The following is an 18,291-nucleotide window of genomic DNA, read 5'->3' as shown; positions in this document are numbered from 1 at the left end:
ATATTCTTTAATATAGATTTGAATTAAAGTGGAAAGGAGGAGATTGTTATTATAAACTACAAGTGGATATTGTGTCCTATTTGTGGAAATAAAACAAGACTACGAATACGAGTGGATACTATACTTAAAAATTTCCCTTTATACTGCCCCAAATGTAAGAACGAAACTTTAATTAATGTTCAAAAAATGAATATAATAACAATCAAAGAGCCAGACGCCAAGACGCAGAGCCGATAATTTGAGAAATGAAACTCTCATCTTATCGGCTCTTTTTGTTTATCTGAATTTTACTGACTAGCCTTCAATATTTCTTGCTTCATTGATACCTTTTGCTAGTGCTTCCATTAAGGATAGTTCTTTGTCTGTAAAGCTATCCATGTATTTTTCTATCTGTAGCCTTCGAGTGCTTTTTATCAAATTATCTGTAGGTAAGAAAAATTCATCAATAGACACATGGAGTAATGATACAAGATCATAAAGCACCTGTGTACTTGGGTGTTGCCCTTTATTTTCTATATTTGTTAAATAACGTGGGTCAATTTCAATGATTGTTCCTACTTGTTCACGGGTGAGACCACGTTTTATTCGAGCCTCTTTAATCGCTAGACCAACGGCTCTAAAATCGTATTTATCTTCTTTTTTACGCATAATAAACCACCTCTATACATTTTACTGTTCCTATCCAAGTGGAAACAGGTATAGAAAAACGTGTTATGTAGTTTGTGAGTTCTTTTAAGAGCGCTATTATGCTTATGAATGTGATAAATCCAATCTCAAATAGAAAGGTCGCTGATTTTATTTACCCATACAACTATATAAAATTTAGTTATGCTGCTAAAAAGTAGATAAAATTGGCGACTGAATGGAGGTCACAGTCGCCATGAAAAAGATACGTCACTATCTAATTCTCTTAATTAGGTTCTTATCAAAAAAACTTACCCACCTACACTAGATAAATATGACCATCAATGTGGTTTTACAAATCGTATAGACAGAACAATTGAAGCACATGAACAGAGAAAACAATCTGTTTATGTGTTTTTTTGGCTACTTCGTGAATATCTTTTAAGATTTTTCTTCACTTATGCAACAAATCCCCCTTTCGTGTCGGGACTTAGTATGAAGGGAGATAAAGAAGTACATGCCACTCCCTTTCACGACAGAAAGGGGGTGAAAAACATGAAACCATCTTCTTTTCAAGAAACCATAGAAAATCAGTTTGACTATATCTGCAAACAAGCCATTGAAGATGAACGGAAAGATTATTTCAAACATCTAAGCAGACTGTCCAAAAAAGAAGTTTCATTTTCTGAAATAGATAACTACCTTGTCACCTCTTTTTCTACGGTTGATACGTATGTCACTGATTTTCAACTATTCACATTGTATGGATTAAGAATCAATGTTGAAAGTGATTTGTTAAGCGAAGCCTTACGCCACCTTCCAGAGAACAAGCGGAACATCATTTTACTTCATTATTTTATGGATATGAGTGATGTGGAAATTGCAGAATTACTAAATGTAAATCGTTCAACAGTTTATCGTCATCGAATAAGTGGACTAGCCATGATTAAAGAATTCATGAAGGAGTGTAAAGAATGAAAACAGCCTATCCAAGGGTTCCCTTCCCCCTCATTGTAAAGGCGACAGATGGCGACGTGGAAGCAATTAATCAGATTGTTAAACATTATCGAGGGTATACCTCAAAACGTTCTTTGCGTCGCATGACAGACGAATATGGCAATTCTCATATGGTTATTGATGAAACCCTACGTGGCAGAATGGAAACAAAACTCATCACCAAGATTTTAGCGTTCGAAATTAAATAATCTCATTTTTTCGTGGAAGCGTGTTGAACCGTTCCACGCTTCCCGATTTGGGAGGTTTGTTATTCCATCAAAGCCTACTGTATGTTCAGTATGTTTTGATAGGCTAACAAGCCAAACGTTCTTTGACAATTGAATAAAGCCAATCGAATACGTTTCGATAAGAAAAGAGCCAACGAACTAACACGCCATGATCTATGAAGATAGCGAGCGATTCATGTTAAAACTTCGTAAACAATCTTTAGCAGGATTGTTGCCATGACTTTCTTATCGTGATAATGATACTCCCGTATAGCCACAGTCCGAGCGTTAGTAGCGTCGCAGACAATGGGTACGGCTACATGAAAATCATGCAGGGGTGAAATGCCCGTGAGCTTTGCTAGAGCTGTTCGATTGCTGGGATATTCTTCTCTTGTCAATGTATTATCATAAAAATATTTGATATAATTATAGGTGAATATTGGAGTTTTCCTAGCCTATAATGGGAAAGGAGTAATAATGATAACGGTCACAAAAAAAGATTTAGTTGAGCTAGGATATGGAACTTCTTTTTCAGCAGACATCATAAAAAAAGCAAAAGAATTGATGATTACAAAAGGGCATACCTACTATCAATCTCGAAAGTTAGATAGAGTCCCTCGTGAAGCTGTTGAAGAAATTCTAGGAATTCGGTTTTCAAATGAAAACAGGTCTGAGTAGTTTTTGCACAGTAAGGAGTAAAAACTATGGTTAAAGACCCAATAAAAAAAGCAAAGAATGGAACCTATTATTTTCGTGCAAATCTAGGTTATGATTCTAAAGGAAAAAAAATTCAAAAATATCTTAGTGGATTCACTACTAAAAAAGAAGCAAGAGAAGAATATTCAAAACTACTACTGATGAAACCAGAAGAATTAAGTGAGAATAAGGATAAAATGACGTTTAATCATTATATCTTTGAAATTTTTCTTCCATGGTATAAGACACAGGTAAAGCTCAGAACATATGAAAATCGCTTACCAACTATTAAGAAACATTTCTCTTATTTTGATAAAATGGCTGTTTCCGATATTGAGCCTATTGATGTGCAAAATTGGCAACTAAAATTATCAAAGAAATGTAAGTCTTCTTATGTGAGAGCTGTTCAAGGACTATTTTCAGTTGCTATGGATCGAGCAATTGTCCTTGGGATAACCACCACAAATCCATCTAAGATTATTGGCAATGTGAAAAAGCAAAAGTCTAAAATTGAATTTTGGACAAAAGAAGAATTTGAAAAAGTAATCTCTCTAATTTATAAAGAAGATTACTATCAACACTTTTTATTTATCTCTCTGTGGTTTTTATTTATGACTGGAATGCGAATTGGTGAAGCTACTGCCATTCAATGGGAAGATATTGATTTTGACTCTGGAGTACTAACCATCAACAAAACACTTTATTACAAGAATCAATCGGATTATAGATTTGTTGAACCAAAAACAAAGGCGAGTGTTCGTCATATTGTATTAGATGAATGTACTCTAAATTATCTATCCGAATGGAAGAAAGCACAACAAAATCTAATTCAGACAGACTTTGTAATGAGCTATAACGGTATTCCTACCCAAAAACATACGCTAGCACATGCTATTGAACGCTATGCTAAGCTGGCTAGTATTCATCGAATCAGAATTCATGGTTTACGGCATTCGCATGCTTCCTTGTTAATCAGTATGGGAGAAAACCCACTCATCATTAAAGACCGTTTAGGACATGAAGATATTGAGACGACTTTAGGAACGTATGGACATCTTTATCCTAACAGTAATTTTGAGGTAGCTAACAAATTAAATGGAGCCATTTCCTTTAAAGAAGCAAAACAAAATTATGATACTTCACCAAAGAATCAATTTACTGTAGACTACTTGCGAAACAAAGAAATGAAAAAAGTGCAATAAAAGTGCAGTAAAAAAATAAGAAGAGCCAGAAACCCTTGATAAACAAGGATTTCTGGCTCTCCTACAACTACTCCCACTCCACCGTAGCAGGTGGTTTACTTGTAATATCATACACGATACGATTTACATGAGCGACTTCGTTTACGATGCGGACGCTGATTTTTTGTAAGACATCCCACGGAATGCGGGCAAAGTCAGCAGTCATGCCATCGATGGAAGTGACTGCGCGGATGCCGACCGTGTAGTCATAGGTACGACCATCCCCCATAACACCAACCGAGCGGATACCAGGCAGAACAGTGAAGTATTGCCAAATATCACGGTCAAGACCGGCATTAGCAATTTCTTCTCGTAAAATCAAATCAGAATCACGGACGATTTCTAATTTTTCTTCGGTCAGTTCACCAAGTACGCGAATACCTAAACCAGGTCCTGGGAAAGGCTGGCGCCAAACGATGGCATCAGGCATGCCAAGTTGGGTACCTAATTCTCGAACTTCATCCTTGAACAAGGTGTTCAAAGGTTCGATTAGTTCAAATTGCATGTCTTCAGGCAGTCCTCCCACATTATGATGGGATTTGATGGTTTGAGCAGTTTCGGTTCCAGACTCGATCACGTCGGTGTAAAGAGTACCTTGTGCTAAGAAAGAGACACCTTCTTTTCCAGCTAGCTTGGTTGCTTCATCGTCAAATACATAAACGAATTCATTCCCAATAATTTTCCGCTTTTGTTCAGGATCGGAAATGCCTTTTAGTTTATTAAGGAAACGATCTTTGGCATCCACTTTAATGATATTCAAACCAAATTTTCCGCCAAGGCTTTCCATTACTTGATCGGCTTCATTTTTCCGCAACAGACCATGATCAACAAAGATACACGTCAGTTGATCGCCGATTGCTTTTTGCAACAAGACGCCGACTACGCTGGAATCTACTCCGCCGGAAAGACCAAGCAAGACTTTTTTTGTGCCGACTTGTTCTCGGATTTTTGCAATTTGCATATCGATAAAATTGTCCATGCTCCAGTCGCCTTTGCATTGGCATACGTCAATGGCAAAGTGTTTCAACAAAGCATTGCCGTATTCTGAATGACGAACTTCGGCATGAAACTGGATACCGTACATTTTTCGTTCATGGTTTTGGATAGAAGCGATTGGGCAGTCCTTGCTGGTGGCAACCACGTCAAACCCTTCTGGAGCTTGCGTAACTAAATCACCATGGCTCATCCAAACCGTTTGTTTTTTTGGTGTAGAGGCGAATAATTCTGCATTTTCAGAAAGAACTTCAAGCTCTGCTTTGCCGTATTCCCGGTTTTTTGCCGGTTCAACTTTTCCCCCTAGTTTATAGGTGATCAGTTGCATTCCGTAACAGATACCTAATACTGGAATACCTAAATTGAAGATTTCTTCATCGATACCAAATGCGTCTTGATCGTAGACACTATTTGGTCCACCAGAAAGAATGATTCCTTTCGGGTTCATGGCTTTGACTTCTTCGGCGGTGATTCGGTGGCTTAATAATTCTGAGAAAACCCCAAATTCACGAATGCGGCGAGTGATCAGCTGGTTGTACTGGCTACCATAGTCAAGTACGATAATTTTTTCAACGTTTGGCAAATTGTCAACGTTTGTCACAATGATTACCTCTATTCCTTATTAGATTTATTGAATGAAAGATGACTCTTTCTCAACAGCTTAGTATTTACGAAGATAGATCTCATCGATCAAATGCTTCGTGGTTTTATGCAAAATTATATCGGCTCTGCTGCGAGTAGGCAAGATATACTCCTTTAAATTCTTCAAATTCACATTTTTCCACACTTGATCTGCCATTTGCAACGCAACTTGGCGATCTCCAGTGGCAAATTGATAATAATAATTCTCCGGATCTTGAAAAGCAGTATCCAATAGCTGTTCAAACCGTTCCAAATACCAATGCTCAATCAGTTTTGGTTCGGCATCAACAAAAATTGAAAAATCAAAAAAATCGCTGATATAAATTTGTTGATTTGCCGGTAATTGTAATGTATTAATCCCTTCAACAATTAAAATGTCCGGTTGTTCGATGGTTTCATATTCGCCTTCAATAATATCATACACACTATGAGAATAAATCGGAATATCGATTTTTGGTTTACCGGACTTGACTTCATTTAAAAATTGGATCAGATGTTCCATGTCATAGCTTTCGGGAAATCCTTTGCGATCCATGATGTCCCGTTCTTCTAAAACATGATTTGGATACAAAAAACCGTCTGTTGTAATTAGTTGTACATTGCGGCGGGGAAATAAGCGATCCAATAATGTTTGGACTAAACGGGCAGTGGTTGATTTTCCTACAGCGACAGAACCGGCGATGCCAATAATGAAGGGTGGCATTTTGACGTAGCGATGCAGGAATAAGCCTTTGCTTAAAGTCAGTGATTCAAACTCTTTCATATATAAGTGAATCAAATGGCACAGCGGGATGTAAACATCTTCTACATCCTGCATGGAAATGCGGTCGTTCAAACTTTTGATGCTATCTAACTCGGCTTGTGTCAGCGGCATGTTGCCATTAGTATAAAATCCTTGCCACTGTTCGCGGGGAATCCGGTAAAAATTCATTTTATCATCCATTAAATGGTGCTCCTTCGTTCGTCTAAGGAAAGGATTTTTCAAAGCCCTTCCGATTCTCACTACCCATACTCGCGAATATTTTAACACAAAAAGTCCTTCAACATGACTTGGAACAGGAAATTAATGCAGGGAAATTGTCTTCGTGCTAAGATAAAAGCAAAAGAAAGGAAGGCAGTAAATGAAAAAAATCGTAATTTACGGTGACAGCATTGCCGCCGGATTGTTTGAAGGGAAAGAATCGACTCTTTTAGATACATCAATTGCAAAGACCCTCAATAATATGGGCGTTTCTGATTTTCAAGTCGTCAATCTTGGAAAACGCGGTGCCTCCACTGTGTCTGCTTTGGCAGAACTTTCGCTGGCTGTGCAAGAAGAACCGGATAGTATCGTCGTAAACGTGGGAATCAATGATGCCATTAATCTGCGGGACAATCAAACGCAGTATGAACAAAATTTACAAAAAATCCTCACCGCTTTTCCAGCAGAAAAAGTTATTTTTGTTGGTCCCAGCTTTGTGGATAGTCGTAAGAAAACACAGGCAGATTCTGAAATTTTGCAAACGTATATCGCAACGGCTAAAAAAGTGGCTTCAAATACCGCCGTGGATTTCATCGATATGTATCACCACATGACGGTTTATCCGGCGCCAACAGAATATTTGCAAGAAGACGGGTTGCATCCGTCAAAATTTGGGTATGAATTACTAGGGGCGTTGATCGCTCGTAATATAAAAAATAAATGGGTAGGATAAAAAAATGAGCAATCACTACTATACGGAGCGTCCGGACACGGCGCACAATTTTGATCAATGGGAATTTGAATTGAAAGGCAAGCTGTTTCACTTTGTTACCGACAGCGGTGTTTTTTCAAAAAAAACGGTGGATTATGGGTCACGGGTGCTGATTGACGCGATGACGGCAGAAGAGTTGCCAGATGGGACATTGTTGGATGTGGGCTGTGGGTACGGACCGATTGGTTTGGCTTTGGCGGCCGCTTTTCAGCGTCCGGTAGAAATGGTGGATATCAATGAACGGGCAGTCCATTTAGCCCAGGAAAATGCTAAGCGCAATGGCATCGATTCCGTTGATATTCATTCATCAAATATTTATGAAACACTGCATCAAACAGATTACGCAGCCATTGTCAGTAACCCGCCGATTCGTGCCGGCAAGCAAGTCGTCCACGAGATTTTACAAGGAGCGTATGACCTGTTGAAGCCAGCAGGAACTTTGACAATCGTGATCCAGAAAAAACAAGGGGCACCCAGCGCCAAAGCAAAAATGACCGAAGTTTTTGGAAATGCGGCCATCATCCATAAAGATAAGGGCTATTACATCATCCAAAGCGTAAAAGAGTAGCTCAATGAAAAGACAGAAAGGACACTTTGAGGGACTGTTGACGTAATTTTGTTTTCAACGCCAACAGTCCCGTTGCTTTTCAAAAGCAACTATTTTTTTTGAAAGAAGTTTGGTACACTGAATGCGTGAAGAAAAGGGGTGAATCAATGAAATTAACAATCAAACAGATTGCCGAAATGGCAGGCGTTTCCGTAACAACGGTCTCACAGATTTTAAATAATAAAGGCACGCGATTTAGTGATGATACCCGGCGACGCGTTTGGGAAATCGTTAATAAGTATCAGTACAAGCCGGATTTTTTTGCGTCTAATTTGATTAATCGTCATTCAAAAACGATTGGAATGATCGTACCGGATGTAACGGATTTTTTCTTTTCCAAAATTGTTGAAGGGGTCGAGCGCTACGTCAATCCGTTGGGGTACATGATTGTTCTTTGCAATTCTCAGCACGATCAGGAAAAAGAAATCAGTTATCTCGAAGAATTGAGTCACCGTTCAGTGGATGGTATTTTACTGGCAACCCCAAATAAATTAGCGGAAGGCTATGAGTTGGGCAGTCCGTTTTATCATAAAATGCCGATGATTTTGATCGATCGGGGAATCAATCAGCGGGAAAGTGGGCGATTGATTGTCAAAGATTACGAAGGCTCCTATCAAGCTGTTTCGTATCTCATAAAAAGCGGCCATCGCCATATTGGAATGTTGAAGGAAAGCACCGGGTATTACCAATTAGAAGAGCGCTACAACGGTTATCGCCACGCCTTGAAAGATCATGGCATTCCTTACAAAGGGAAATATATCGTTGCCGACAGTTTGACTGTAAACGGCGGATACCAAGCCGCTAAAGAATTATTGAAACAAAAAGAGATTACGGCGATTTTTTGCGGAAATGACGCGATGGCGATTGGGTGCTATCAAGCAATTTACGAATTAGGAAAAAAAGTTCCCGAGGATATTTCCGTTGTGGGGTTTGACGGTCTCAGCCTTTCCGAGTATGTGATTCCGCCATTAACGACTGTTTTTCAACCGAGTTTTGACATTGGTTTTCACGCAGCAAAATTTTTAGTAGATGCCATTGAGTTCCCGGAAAAACGGGTACCCAATAAAGTGTTCGATACTAAATTAATTATTCGTGAGAGCGTAGCGGTGTTGACAACCGAATAAGAATCCTGTATAGTCCTTTTGTAAGCGTTTTAACAAAAAGAATATATTAGGTAAACTAGTTTACTAAAGTGGTTTACCGGATAAAATATTGTTGTATACTAGAGAAGAAGAGTAGGGGGCAAAAAAATGCGAATGGTGGATTTGATCGAAAAGAAACGTGACGGTCAAGTGTTATCTAAAGAAGAAATTGATTTTATCGTTACTGAATATACGGCGGGAACGATTCCTGATTATCAAATGAGCGCGTTATTAATGGCAATTTTCTATCAAGATATGACGGATGAGGAAATCACAAACTTGACGTTGGCAATGGCCTATTCCGGGGAAGTCATCGATCTTTCTTCAATCGAAGGAATTAAAGTTGACAAACATTCAACGGGTGGCGTAGGCGATACCACAACCTTGATTTTAGCACCGTTAGTGGCAAGTGTCGGCGTGCCGGTCGCGAAAATGTCAGGACGAGGATTGGGATTTACCGGTGGTACGTTGGATAAATTAGAATCAATCCCAGGATTTAAAATAGAAATTTCAGAAGAACGCTTTATCCAAATCGTGAACGAAAGCAAGGTAGCAGTCATTGGACAGTCCGGTGATTTGGCCCCTGCGGATAAAAAACTCTACGCCTTGCGAGATGTTACAGCAACCGTTAATTCGATTCCGCTGATTGCCAGCTCGATTATGAGCAAAAAAATTGCGGCTGGAGCCGATGCCATCGTGCTAGATGTGACTACCGGTGACGGCGCCTTCATGAAAAACATTGAAGATGCCCGGCGATTGGCGCATACCATGGTTCGAATCGGAAAACTTGCGGAGCGGCAAACCATGGCGGTGGTTTCTGATATGTCTCAACCATTAGGCGAAGCAATCGGAAATAGTTTGGAAATCGTGGAAGCAATCGAAACGTTGCAAGGCAAAGGTCCGGCTGATTTGGTGGAAATGTGTTACGCATTAGGCAGTCAAATGGTAGTTTTAGCGAAAAAAGCGGCAAATCTGGAAGAAGCACGGAAGATGTTGGAAGAAGCATTGACCTCTGGGCAAGCCCTTGAAAAATTCAAAGAAATGGTTCGCAACCAAGGCGGAGATACACGGGTAATCGATCATCCAGAAGAACTTTTGACAGCAAGCTATGAAATAGAATTGCCTGCCTTAAAAGACGGAGTAGTTACCAAACTGATTGCCAATGAAATTGGGATTGCGGCGATGATGCTTGGTGCTGGTCGTCAGACCAAAGAAGACAGCATTGATCACGCAGTTGGATTAAAGCTTCATAAGAAGATTGGCGATGCTGTCAAAAAGGGCGAATCACTGCTGACGATTTACAGCAATCGGGAAACAATCAGCGAAGTAGAAAAATTACTGTATGAAAATATCGAAATTGGTGAAAATGGGGATGAACCACCATTGATCCATGATATAATAACAGAATAGGAGTGGAAAAAATGGAATTAAACAGAATGATCGACCACACAATTTTAAAACCAGAATCAACAGAAGAAGACGTATTGCGAATTATCGAGGAAGCAAAAAAATATCATTTTTACTCTGTATGTATTAATCCAACTTGGGTAAAATTAGCCGCTGAAAAATTAGCCGGCGAACCAATTGCAGTATGTACGGTAATCGGATTTCCTTTAGGGGCAAACACTTCTGAAGTGAAAGCCTATGAAGCCACCGACGCTATCAATAACGGTGCAGATGAAGTAGACATGGTCATCAACATCGGTGCTTTAAAATCAAAACAATACAAAAAAGTACAAAGCGATATCGAAGCAGTCGTTCAAGCGGCAAAAGATCGTGCATTGGTCAAAGTCATCATTGAAACAGCATTGTTAGATAACGAAGAAATCGTAAAAGCTTGTGAATTAGCCAAAGCGGCTGGTGCCGATTTTGTTAAAACATCGACTGGTTTTTCTACGGGGGGAGCAGTTGCAGCCGATGTTCGCTTGATGCGTCAAACGGTTGGTCCAGAAATGGGTGTGAAAGCCTCTGGCGGAATCCACAGTGAAGCAGAAGCAATGGCAATGGTAGAAGCTGGAGCAACCCGTTTAGGTGTGAGTGCCAGTGTGGCAATCGTTACTGGATCAACGGGTACTGGCTATTAAACAAATGTATTGAAGGAGAAAATGATGGAAGCAAAGAAAGAATGGATTGAGATTGCAACCGATGCACTGGACAAAGCGTATGTTCCTTATTCCCATTTTCCAGTGGGGGCCTGTCTAGTAACCAAAGAGGGAAAAACCTATCAGGGAATCAACATCGAAAATGCTTCGTTTGGCTTGACAAATTGCGCAGAACGGACCGCTTTTTTCAAAGCCGTTTCTGAAGGCGAAAAGGAATTCAGCCATTTGGTTGTTGCGGGGCATACCCCACATCCTATTTCTCCTTGCGGTGCTTGCCGCCAAGTGATGGCAGAATTTTGTGACCCGGAGATGCCGGTAACTTTAGTCGGCGATGATGGCGCGACAAAAGAAACGACCGTGAGAGGGTTACTACCTTACGCATTTACAGACAAAGATTTATAACCTAGGTTCATTCAGTCATCATGGCTGTTGAAAAATAAAAAACTATTTTAGGGGGTTTTACAGAAATGAAAAAAGCAAAATTATTTGGTCTTGGGACAATCGCTTTAGCAAGTGCATTAGTTCTAGGCGCATGCGGCGGCGGTAACGGCGGATCAACAGATTCAACAGGCGGCGGCGACACAGAAGGCAAATCAGATGCTGAACACAGTGTAGCCATCGTTACCGATATCGGTGGTGTTGATGACCGTTCCTTTAACCAATCTGCTTGGGAAGGTTTGCAAGCATGGGGGAAAGATCATGATATCGCTCGCGGTACTGGCGGATATGACTACATCCAATCAAATGATGCATCAGAATACACAACAAACATTGACTCTGCTGTATCAAATGGTTTCCATACCATCTTTGGTATTGGTTATTTGCTAGCAGATTCAATCGCAACAGCAGCTGATGCTAACCCAGATACAAACTTCGGGATCATCGACTCAGAAATTCCTGACAAAGACAATGTTGTATCTGCAACATTTAAAGACAATGAAGCCTCTTACCTAGCAGGTGTTGCGGCTGCTGAAACGACAAAAACGGACAAAGTTGGTTTTATCGGTGGTGAAGAAGGGGTCGTTATCGACCGTTTTGAAGCTGGATTCGTTTTAGGTGTTGAAGACACTGCGAAAAAATTAGGCAAAGAAATTGAAGTAAGCGTTGAATACGCTGCATCATTTGGTGATCCTGCTAAAGGGAAAGCGTTAGCCGCAGCAATGTTCCAAGGTGGCGCGGACGTGATTTTCCATGCTTCAGGCGGTACAGGTGCGGGTGTCTTCCAAGAAGCAAAAGCTATCAACCAAAAACTAAATGAAGGCGACGAAAAGAAAGTTTGGGTTATCGGTGTAGATAGCGACCAAGATGCTGAAGGAAAATACAAAACAGCAGATGGCAAAGACGATAACTTCACTTTATGTTCTACTCTTAAAGGAGTAGGGGCAGCTGTACAAGATATCTCAACGCGTGCGTTGGAAGATAAATTCCCTGGTGGGGAACATCTTATTTACGGTTTGAAAGACGGCGGTGTTGATTTAACAGAAGGCTACCTTTCAGATGATGCAAAATCAGCCATTGAAACGGCAAAACAAGAAATTATCGATGGAAAAGTTGAAGTTCCAGAAAAACCTTAAGAATCAACGTGTATCTATGGTCTTGCTTGTAAAAGCAAGATCATAGTTCTCATGAAAATCGTTCTTTATGAAAGAACGAGCGGAACGCTTTTTCATAAGGAAACTATTTTCCTTGAGAACGAACCAAAAATTAGACGTTTGACCGTTGTGAATAGAGAAAAAAGTAAGGATGTGAAAAATTTGGCTCAAGAAGAGAACTATGTCATCGAAATGCAACACATTACCAAAGCGTTCGGGACATTCAAGGCCAATGATGATGTCAACCTAAAGGTAAGACCTGGTGAGATTCACGCACTGCTGGGAGAAAATGGTGCCGGAAAATCGACCTTGATGAATGTCTTGTCAGGCTTATTGGAGCCAACTTCCGGCGACATTTTTATGGATGGCAAAAAAGTTGCCATCACAAGTCCGACGGCTGCCAATAAACTGGGAATCGGGATGGTCCACCAGCATTTCATGTTAGTGGATGCGTTTACGGTCACTGAAAACATTATTTTAGGAAGTGAGCCGAGTCATCTAGGGTTTATCGACCGTAAAAAAGCACGGGAAGAAATCAAACGGGTTTCTGAAAAGTACAAGCTTTCCGTTGATCCAGATGCGTACATTCGGGATATCTCCGTGGGGATGCAGCAACGGGTAGAAATTTTGAAAACTTTATACCGTGGTGCTAATGTTTTGATCTTTGACGAACCAACTGCAGTATTGACGCCGCAAGAAATCGAAGAATTAATCGATATCATGCAGGGACTGGTCAAAGAAGGTAAATCGATTATTTTAATTACCCATAAATTAGATGAAATCAAAAAAGTTGCTGATCGCTGTACGGTTATCCGTCGCGGAAAAGGTATCGGTACTGTTGATGTGAAAGATGTGACTTCTCAACAATTGGCGGATATGATGGTCGGTCGGGCAGTTTCCTTTAAAACACCGAAAAAAGAAGCCAATCCGCAAGAAGTTGTGTTGGCAATTGATCAGTTGGTTGTAAAGGAAAGCCGTGGTTTGGAAGCAGTGAAGAACCTGAGTTTGGAAGTTCGTGCTGGTGAGGTATTAGGAATTGCCGGAATTGATGGAAACGGTCAGTCAGAACTGGTTCAGGCATTGACAGGACTGCGAAAAGTTGAAAGTGGCACGATCAAGCTCAATGGAGACGACATCACCAATAAAAAACCAAGACAAATCACGGAAAGTGGCGTCGGTCACGTACCGGAAGATCGTCACAAGTACGGTTTAGTTTTAGAAATGACTTTGTCAGAAAATATGGCGATGCAAACCTATTATCGTGAACCAATCAGCAAACATGGTGTGCTGGATTATGGTGAAATGAATGAAAAGGCACGTGACTTGATTGCCGAATTTGATGTTCGGACAACCAACGAATTAGTCCCAGCCAAAGCGCTATCTGGCGGAAATCAGCAAAAAGCTATCATCGCTCGAGAAGTTGATCGTGATCCTGATTTGCTGGTCGTTGCCAATCCTACTCGAGGGCTGGATGTGGGAGCAATCGAGTTTATCCATAAACGGTTGATTGAACAACGTGATAAATTTAAAGCCGTTCTACTAATCAGTTTTGAATTGGAAGAAATTTTAAATGTTTCTGACCGCATTGCAGTTATTCATGCCGGAGAAATCGTCGGAGTTGTTGATCCGAAAGAAACCACCGAAAATGAATTGGGCTTATTGATGGCAGGATATTCCTTAGAAGAAGCTCGTGCAGAATTAGAAAAAGCGGAAGCGGGTGAGCCAGTTGAATAAACGTTCAGAACAAATTAGAAATATTCTTGTCCCGGTCATCGCTGTTTTAATGGGCTTTTTGATTGGTGGAATCATTATGGCGGCATTTGGTTACAGTCCGATTGCCGGGTATCAACGAATGATTGAAACCGTCTTTTTAAATCCTCAGACGAAAGCATTAAATCCTAAAAATATCGGTGAAATTTTTGTTACAGCCGGACCGCTGATTTTTACCGCATTAGGCTTTTCTGTCGCTAACTCAGCCGGTTTTTTCAATATCGGGCTTTCTGGGCAAGCGTTGTGCGGTTGGGTAGCAAGTATTTGGGTCGCACTAGCGATGCCGGATGCACCAAAAGCTGTTGTATTGCCTTTAGCGATTATTGCCGGCGCTGTTTCTGGAGCGATTGCAGCAGCAATCCCCGGGATTTTACGGGCGGTATTTGGAACCAGTGAAGTCATCGTAACAATTATGATGAACTACATTTTGTTATATACCAGTACTCATATTGTAAATAATGTGATGAACGAAAATCTGATGAGCAATAAAGGTGTTACCAAAATGATTGGTGCCAACGGATCATTGCGGGCATCTTGGTTAAGTCAATTGAGTAATGGCTCACGACTAAATATGGGTATTTTCTTAGCACTTATTTTTCTCGTTCTTGTTTGGTTCTTGATGAAGAAAACAACATTAGGATATGAAATCCGTTCAGTAGGGCTGAACCCATTTGCCTCTGAATATGCCGGTATGAGCAGCAAACGAACGATCATCGTTTCGATGGTTATTTCAGGAATGTTGGCGGGTCTTGGCGGTGTTGTTCAAGGATTAGGAACTTTCCAAAACTTCTTTGTTCAAGGAACCTCTTTGAGTATTGGATTTGATGGAATGGCGGTTTCCTTGTTGGGAAGCGGCAGCTCAATCGGAATCTTGTTATCTGCATTGTTGTTCAGTGTCTTGAAACTTGGTGGACAAGGAATGCAATTTGCCGGTATTCCGTCTGAATTGGTGGACGTGGATATCGCCATCATTATTTTCTTTGTAGGAATCAGTTTTGTGATTCGTTTTGCTTTGGCAAAAATTTTCGGTACGAAAAAAGAAGTTGCCGTTGTAAAAGAAGTAGAAGCAAAACCTAGCGACCAAGATAAAGAAGGGGGAGCTATCTAATGGATATTAATTTAATTGCCTCGATTGTGACCCAAACGTTGGTTTACGCTGCACCATTGATTTTAACGGCTTTGGGGGGAGTTTTCTCAGAACGAAGCGGGATCGTCAATGTTGGTTTGGAAGGAATCATGGTTATGGGAGCTTTTGCCGCGATTGTTTTCAACATCGAAATGGCGGATCAATTAGGCTCGTGGACACCATGGGTTGGTGTGTTGGTCGGCGGTGTTGTGGGAATGATTTTTTCAATCCTCCACGCAGCAGCTACAATCAATTTCCGAGCAGATCATATTATCAGTGGGACCGTAATGAACTTGATGGCGCCAGCCTTAGCAATTTTCTTAGTCAAGGCGATTTATGGCAAAGGTCAAACGGATAATATCACGGAAATTTTTGGCTACTATAGTTTCCCTATTTTGAAGGACATCCCAATCATCGGTCGTATTTTCTTCACGGATACTTTATTGCCAGCTTATGTAGCAATTTTGATTTCAGTGATTGCTTGGTTCATTATTTTTAAAACAAAATTTGGTTTGCGTTTGCGTTCTGTGGGAGAACATCCTCAAGCAGCAGATACGTTGGGAATCAATGTTTATGCAATGCGTTACGCCGGCGTTTTGATTTCTGGTTTTCTAGGAGGAATGGGGGGCGCATTATTTGCCCAATCAATCTCTGGTCGTTTTGCGGTAACTACGATTGCCGGACAAGGATTTATCTCAATGGCTGCAATGATCTTCGGTAAATGGAATCCATTAGGTGCAATGGGTGCAGCCCTCTTCTTCGGATTTGCGCAAAACATCAGTATCGCCGGTTCAAAACTGCCGCTGATTTCCTCAATCCCAGATGTTTATTTACAAGCAGCACCATATGTATTAACGATTTTAGTGTTGGTCATCTTCCTAGGCAAAGCCTCCGGACCAAAAGCTAACGGAAAAAATTATATCAAATCCAAATAAGCAATTCGTATTCAAGGGTGGGACTAAGGGACAATGTTTCTTCGTCCTGCCCTTTTGCTGTGAATCACTACGATTGGCTTGCAGAGCAAGGCAGAGTAGAGGATTGCAAGTGCAACTTTAAAGAAGAAATTAGTTGCACTGTATGCGAAGCGAACAGTACTAGGCGAATGAAAAGAGCGTAGTTACCTTCATTCGAATCACTGCGATTGGCTTGCAGAGCAAGATAGAGTAGAGGATTGCAAGTGCAACTTTAAAGAAGAAACTAGTTGCACGGTATGCGGAGCGAACAAGTACGAGGTAAATGGTCAAACAAGTCAATTTCGTCAATCTTTAGTAAGATAGACGTATAACAAATAAAGAAAGTAGGGAATAGAATGTTTAAACGTGTACATTTGATTGTAATGGATTCAGTCGGAATCGGTGAAGCACCAGATGCGGAAAAATTCGGTGATGTTGGGGCAGATACTTTAGGACACATTGCGGAAAAGGCCGGCTTAACGATCCCTCATTTAGAAAATCTAGGTTTAGGAACGATTCGTCCTTTAGAAGGTGTTGCAGCAGTCGACACCCATAAAGGGTATGCAACAAAATTAGAAGAAATTTCTGTCGGAAAAGACACGATGACAGGACACTGGGAAATTATGGGCTTGAACATCAAGAAACCATTCCGCGTCTTTCCAAATGGATTTCCCGATGATTTATTAAAACAAATCGAAGACTTCTCTGGACGTAAAGTAGTTTGCAACAAACCTTACTCTGGTACAGAAGTGATTAATGATTACGGCGAACATCAAATGAAAACTGGAGATCTGATTGTTTATACGTCAGCCGATCCTGTTTTGCAAATTGCTGCCCATGAAGAAATCATTCCATTAGAAGAGCTTTATCGAATTTGCCAATATGTGCGTGATATTACGAAAGATGAACCTTACATGATTGGTCGTATTATTGCGCGTCCATACGTAGGTGAACCAGGAAACTTTACTCGCACCAGCAATCGCCACGATTATGCCTTGGATCCTTTTGGCAAAACCGTCTTGGATTCTTTAAAAGAAAACGGAAATGATGTGATTGCTGTTGGAAAAATCAATGACATCTTTAATGGACAAGGAATGACCCAAGCAATCCGCACGAAGAGCAATATGGATGGTGTAGATCAATTGCTGAAGGTGATGAAGCAAGAATTTACTGGTTTGAGTTTTACCAACCTTGTTGATTTTGATGCATTGTATGGTCATCGTCGGGATGTTGTCGGTTATGCCCACGCAATTGAAGATTTTGATTTGCGTCTGCCAGAATTGTTTGATGCCATGGCAGAAGATGATTTGTTGATGATTACTGCCGATCACGGCAATGACCCAACCTTCCCAGGAACGGATCATACCCGCGAATATGTACCTTTGTTGGTTTACAGTAAAAAAATGACAGAACAAGGAGCATTACCTCAAGGGTTTTACTCAGATATTTCAGCAACTATCGCTGACAACTTTGGCGTACCAGCCACAGAAAACGGCAACAGCTTCCTGAAATTTTTGAAATAAACTATAGCTAGCTAAGAAAAAATATCAGTTTCGCTTTTACTAAGCAGTTTAGCGAAATGATATACGGCGTGAAAATCAAACTCATTTTTCTATCAGAAAAATGAATACTTTAAAATGAACAAGGATGTCAGTTTCGCTTTTATTAAGCAGTTTAGCGAAATGATATACGGCGTGAAAATCAAACTCATTTTTCTATTAAAAAAATGAATACTTTAAACTGAACAAGGATGTCAGTTTCGCTTTTACCAAGTAGTCTAGCGAAATGATATACGGCGTGAAAATCAAACTCATTTTTCTATCAGAAAAATGAATACTTTAAAATGA

Annotated in this window: 19 protein-coding genes; 16 read left to right on the top strand and 3 right to left on the bottom strand. The window is 40.5% G+C overall.

Features of this window, described 5'->3' with window-relative positions:
* Window positions 1–69: 69 nt before the first annotated feature.
* A complete protein-coding gene (locus FFM66_RS02445; RefSeq protein WP_001803271.1) occupies window positions 70–237 on the top strand; it encodes a cysteine-rich KTR domain-containing protein in 168 nt (55 codons plus the stop codon).
* 57 nt (window positions 238–294) lie between these two features.
* On the opposite strand, the gene FFM66_RS02440 is transcribed toward FFM66_RS02445, so the two are convergent.
* Window positions 295–648 carry a helix-turn-helix transcriptional regulator gene (locus FFM66_RS02440; RefSeq protein WP_001227349.1) on the bottom strand — a complete coding sequence of 118 codons (354 nt, stop codon included), beginning with the start codon at window positions 646–648 and terminating at the stop codon, window positions 295–297.
* A gap of 531 nt (window positions 649–1,179) precedes the next feature.
* Here FFM66_RS02440 and FFM66_RS02435 point away from each other — a divergent pair.
* The 4 genes from FFM66_RS02435 to FFM66_RS02415 all read left to right on the top strand — a co-directional run bounded on the left by FFM66_RS02435 (window position 1,180) and on the right by FFM66_RS02415 (window position 3,745).
* Entirely contained in the window at window positions 1,180–1,602 is a 423-nt protein-coding gene (locus FFM66_RS02435) for an RNA polymerase sigma factor (protein WP_000804878.1), read from the top strand.
* Window positions 1,599–1,829: a helix-turn-helix domain-containing protein gene (locus FFM66_RS02430; protein WP_000845144.1), complete on the top strand. Its 231-nt coding sequence runs from the start codon at window positions 1,599–1,601 to the stop codon at window positions 1,827–1,829. The genes FFM66_RS02435 and FFM66_RS02430 overlap by 4 nt, the downstream gene beginning before the upstream one ends.
* A gap of 495 nt (window positions 1,830–2,324) precedes the next feature.
* A complete protein-coding gene (locus FFM66_RS02420) occupies window positions 2,325–2,525 on the top strand; it encodes a DUF3173 domain-containing protein (protein WP_000633909.1) in 201 nt (66 codons plus the stop codon).
* Between the two features lie 26 nt (window positions 2,526–2,551).
* The gene (locus FFM66_RS02415; protein ID WP_137604924.1) at window positions 2,552–3,745 is read left to right on the top strand and encodes a site-specific integrase; all 1,194 of its coding nucleotides are present in this window, start codon (window positions 2,552–2,554) and stop codon (window positions 3,743–3,745) included.
* Window positions 3,746–3,812: 67 nt separating this feature from the next.
* Here the strand turns inward: FFM66_RS02415 and guaA are convergent, their stop codons facing one another.
* Both guaA and coaA read right to left on the bottom strand, forming a co-directional pair.
* Window positions 3,813–5,378: a glutamine-hydrolyzing GMP synthase gene (gene guaA, locus FFM66_RS02410; RefSeq protein WP_137604923.1), complete on the bottom strand. Its 1,566-nt coding sequence runs from the start codon at window positions 5,376–5,378 to the stop codon at window positions 3,813–3,815.
* A gap of 60 nt (window positions 5,379–5,438) precedes the next feature.
* Window positions 5,439–6,362, bottom strand: a complete 924-nt coding sequence (coaA, locus tag FFM66_RS02405; RefSeq protein ID WP_137604922.1) for a type I pantothenate kinase — start codon at window positions 6,360–6,362, stop codon at window positions 5,439–5,441.
* Window positions 6,363–6,540: 178 nt separating this feature from the next.
* On the opposite strand from coaA, the gene FFM66_RS02400 reads away from it, so the two are divergent.
* The 11 genes from FFM66_RS02400 to deoB all read left to right on the top strand — a co-directional run bounded on the left by FFM66_RS02400 (window position 6,541) and on the right by deoB (window position 17,967).
* Window positions 6,541–7,113: an SGNH/GDSL hydrolase family protein gene (locus FFM66_RS02400; protein WP_137604921.1), complete on the top strand. Its 573-nt coding sequence runs from the start codon at window positions 6,541–6,543 to the stop codon at window positions 7,111–7,113.
* Window positions 7,114–7,117: 4 nt separating this feature from the next.
* Window positions 7,118–7,720, top strand: coding sequence for a class I SAM-dependent methyltransferase (locus tag FFM66_RS02395; RefSeq protein WP_137604920.1), 603 nt, complete (start codon window positions 7,118–7,120; stop codon window positions 7,718–7,720).
* 146 nt (window positions 7,721–7,866) lie between these two features.
* Window positions 7,867–8,883: a LacI family DNA-binding transcriptional regulator gene (locus FFM66_RS02390; protein WP_137604919.1), complete on the top strand. Its 1,017-nt coding sequence runs from the start codon at window positions 7,867–7,869 to the stop codon at window positions 8,881–8,883.
* Between the two features lie 126 nt (window positions 8,884–9,009).
* Window positions 9,010–10,311, top strand: a complete 1,302-nt coding sequence (locus tag FFM66_RS02385) for a pyrimidine-nucleoside phosphorylase (protein ID WP_137604918.1) — start codon at window positions 9,010–9,012, stop codon at window positions 10,309–10,311.
* 11 nt (window positions 10,312–10,322) lie between these two features.
* Window positions 10,323–10,985, top strand: coding sequence for a deoxyribose-phosphate aldolase (gene deoC, locus FFM66_RS02380; RefSeq protein WP_048603291.1), 663 nt, complete (start codon window positions 10,323–10,325; stop codon window positions 10,983–10,985).
* 21 nt (window positions 10,986–11,006) lie between these two features.
* Window positions 11,007–11,405 carry a cytidine deaminase gene (locus FFM66_RS02375; RefSeq protein ID WP_082147224.1) on the top strand — a complete coding sequence of 133 codons (399 nt, stop codon included), beginning with the start codon at window positions 11,007–11,009 and terminating at the stop codon, window positions 11,403–11,405.
* A 65-nt stretch (window positions 11,406–11,470) separates the two neighbouring features.
* On the top strand, window positions 11,471–12,577 hold the full coding sequence (locus FFM66_RS02370; RefSeq protein WP_048603293.1) for a BMP family lipoprotein: 1,107 nt from the start codon (window positions 11,471–11,473) through the stop codon (window positions 12,575–12,577).
* Window positions 12,578–12,787: 210 nt separating this feature from the next.
* A complete protein-coding gene (locus FFM66_RS02365) occupies window positions 12,788–14,329 on the top strand; it encodes an ABC transporter ATP-binding protein (RefSeq protein ID WP_137604973.1) in 1,542 nt (513 codons plus the stop codon).
* On the top strand, window positions 14,322–15,473 hold the full coding sequence (locus tag FFM66_RS02360) for an ABC transporter permease (RefSeq protein ID WP_171000778.1): 1,152 nt from the start codon (window positions 14,322–14,324) through the stop codon (window positions 15,471–15,473). The genes FFM66_RS02365 and FFM66_RS02360 overlap by 8 nt, the downstream gene beginning before the upstream one ends.
* Window positions 15,473–16,426: an ABC transporter permease gene (locus tag FFM66_RS02355; RefSeq protein ID WP_048603295.1), complete on the top strand. Its 954-nt coding sequence runs from the start codon at window positions 15,473–15,475 to the stop codon at window positions 16,424–16,426. The genes FFM66_RS02360 and FFM66_RS02355 overlap by 1 nt, the downstream gene beginning before the upstream one ends.
* Window positions 16,427–16,800: 374 nt before the next feature.
* Window positions 16,801–17,967 carry a phosphopentomutase gene (gene deoB, locus FFM66_RS02350; protein ID WP_137604916.1) on the top strand — a complete coding sequence of 389 codons (1,167 nt, stop codon included), beginning with the start codon at window positions 16,801–16,803 and terminating at the stop codon, window positions 17,965–17,967.
* Window positions 17,968–18,291 lie beyond the last annotated feature (324 nt).

The organism is Enterococcus songbeiensis (genome assembly GCF_005405265.1).
GTDB classification, from domain to species: domain Bacteria; phylum Bacillota; class Bacilli; order Lactobacillales; family Enterococcaceae; genus Enterococcus_C; species Enterococcus_C songbeiensis.
Note: the sequence above shows the minus strand (reverse complement) of the source record. Positions and strands in the feature narration are given on the sequence as shown.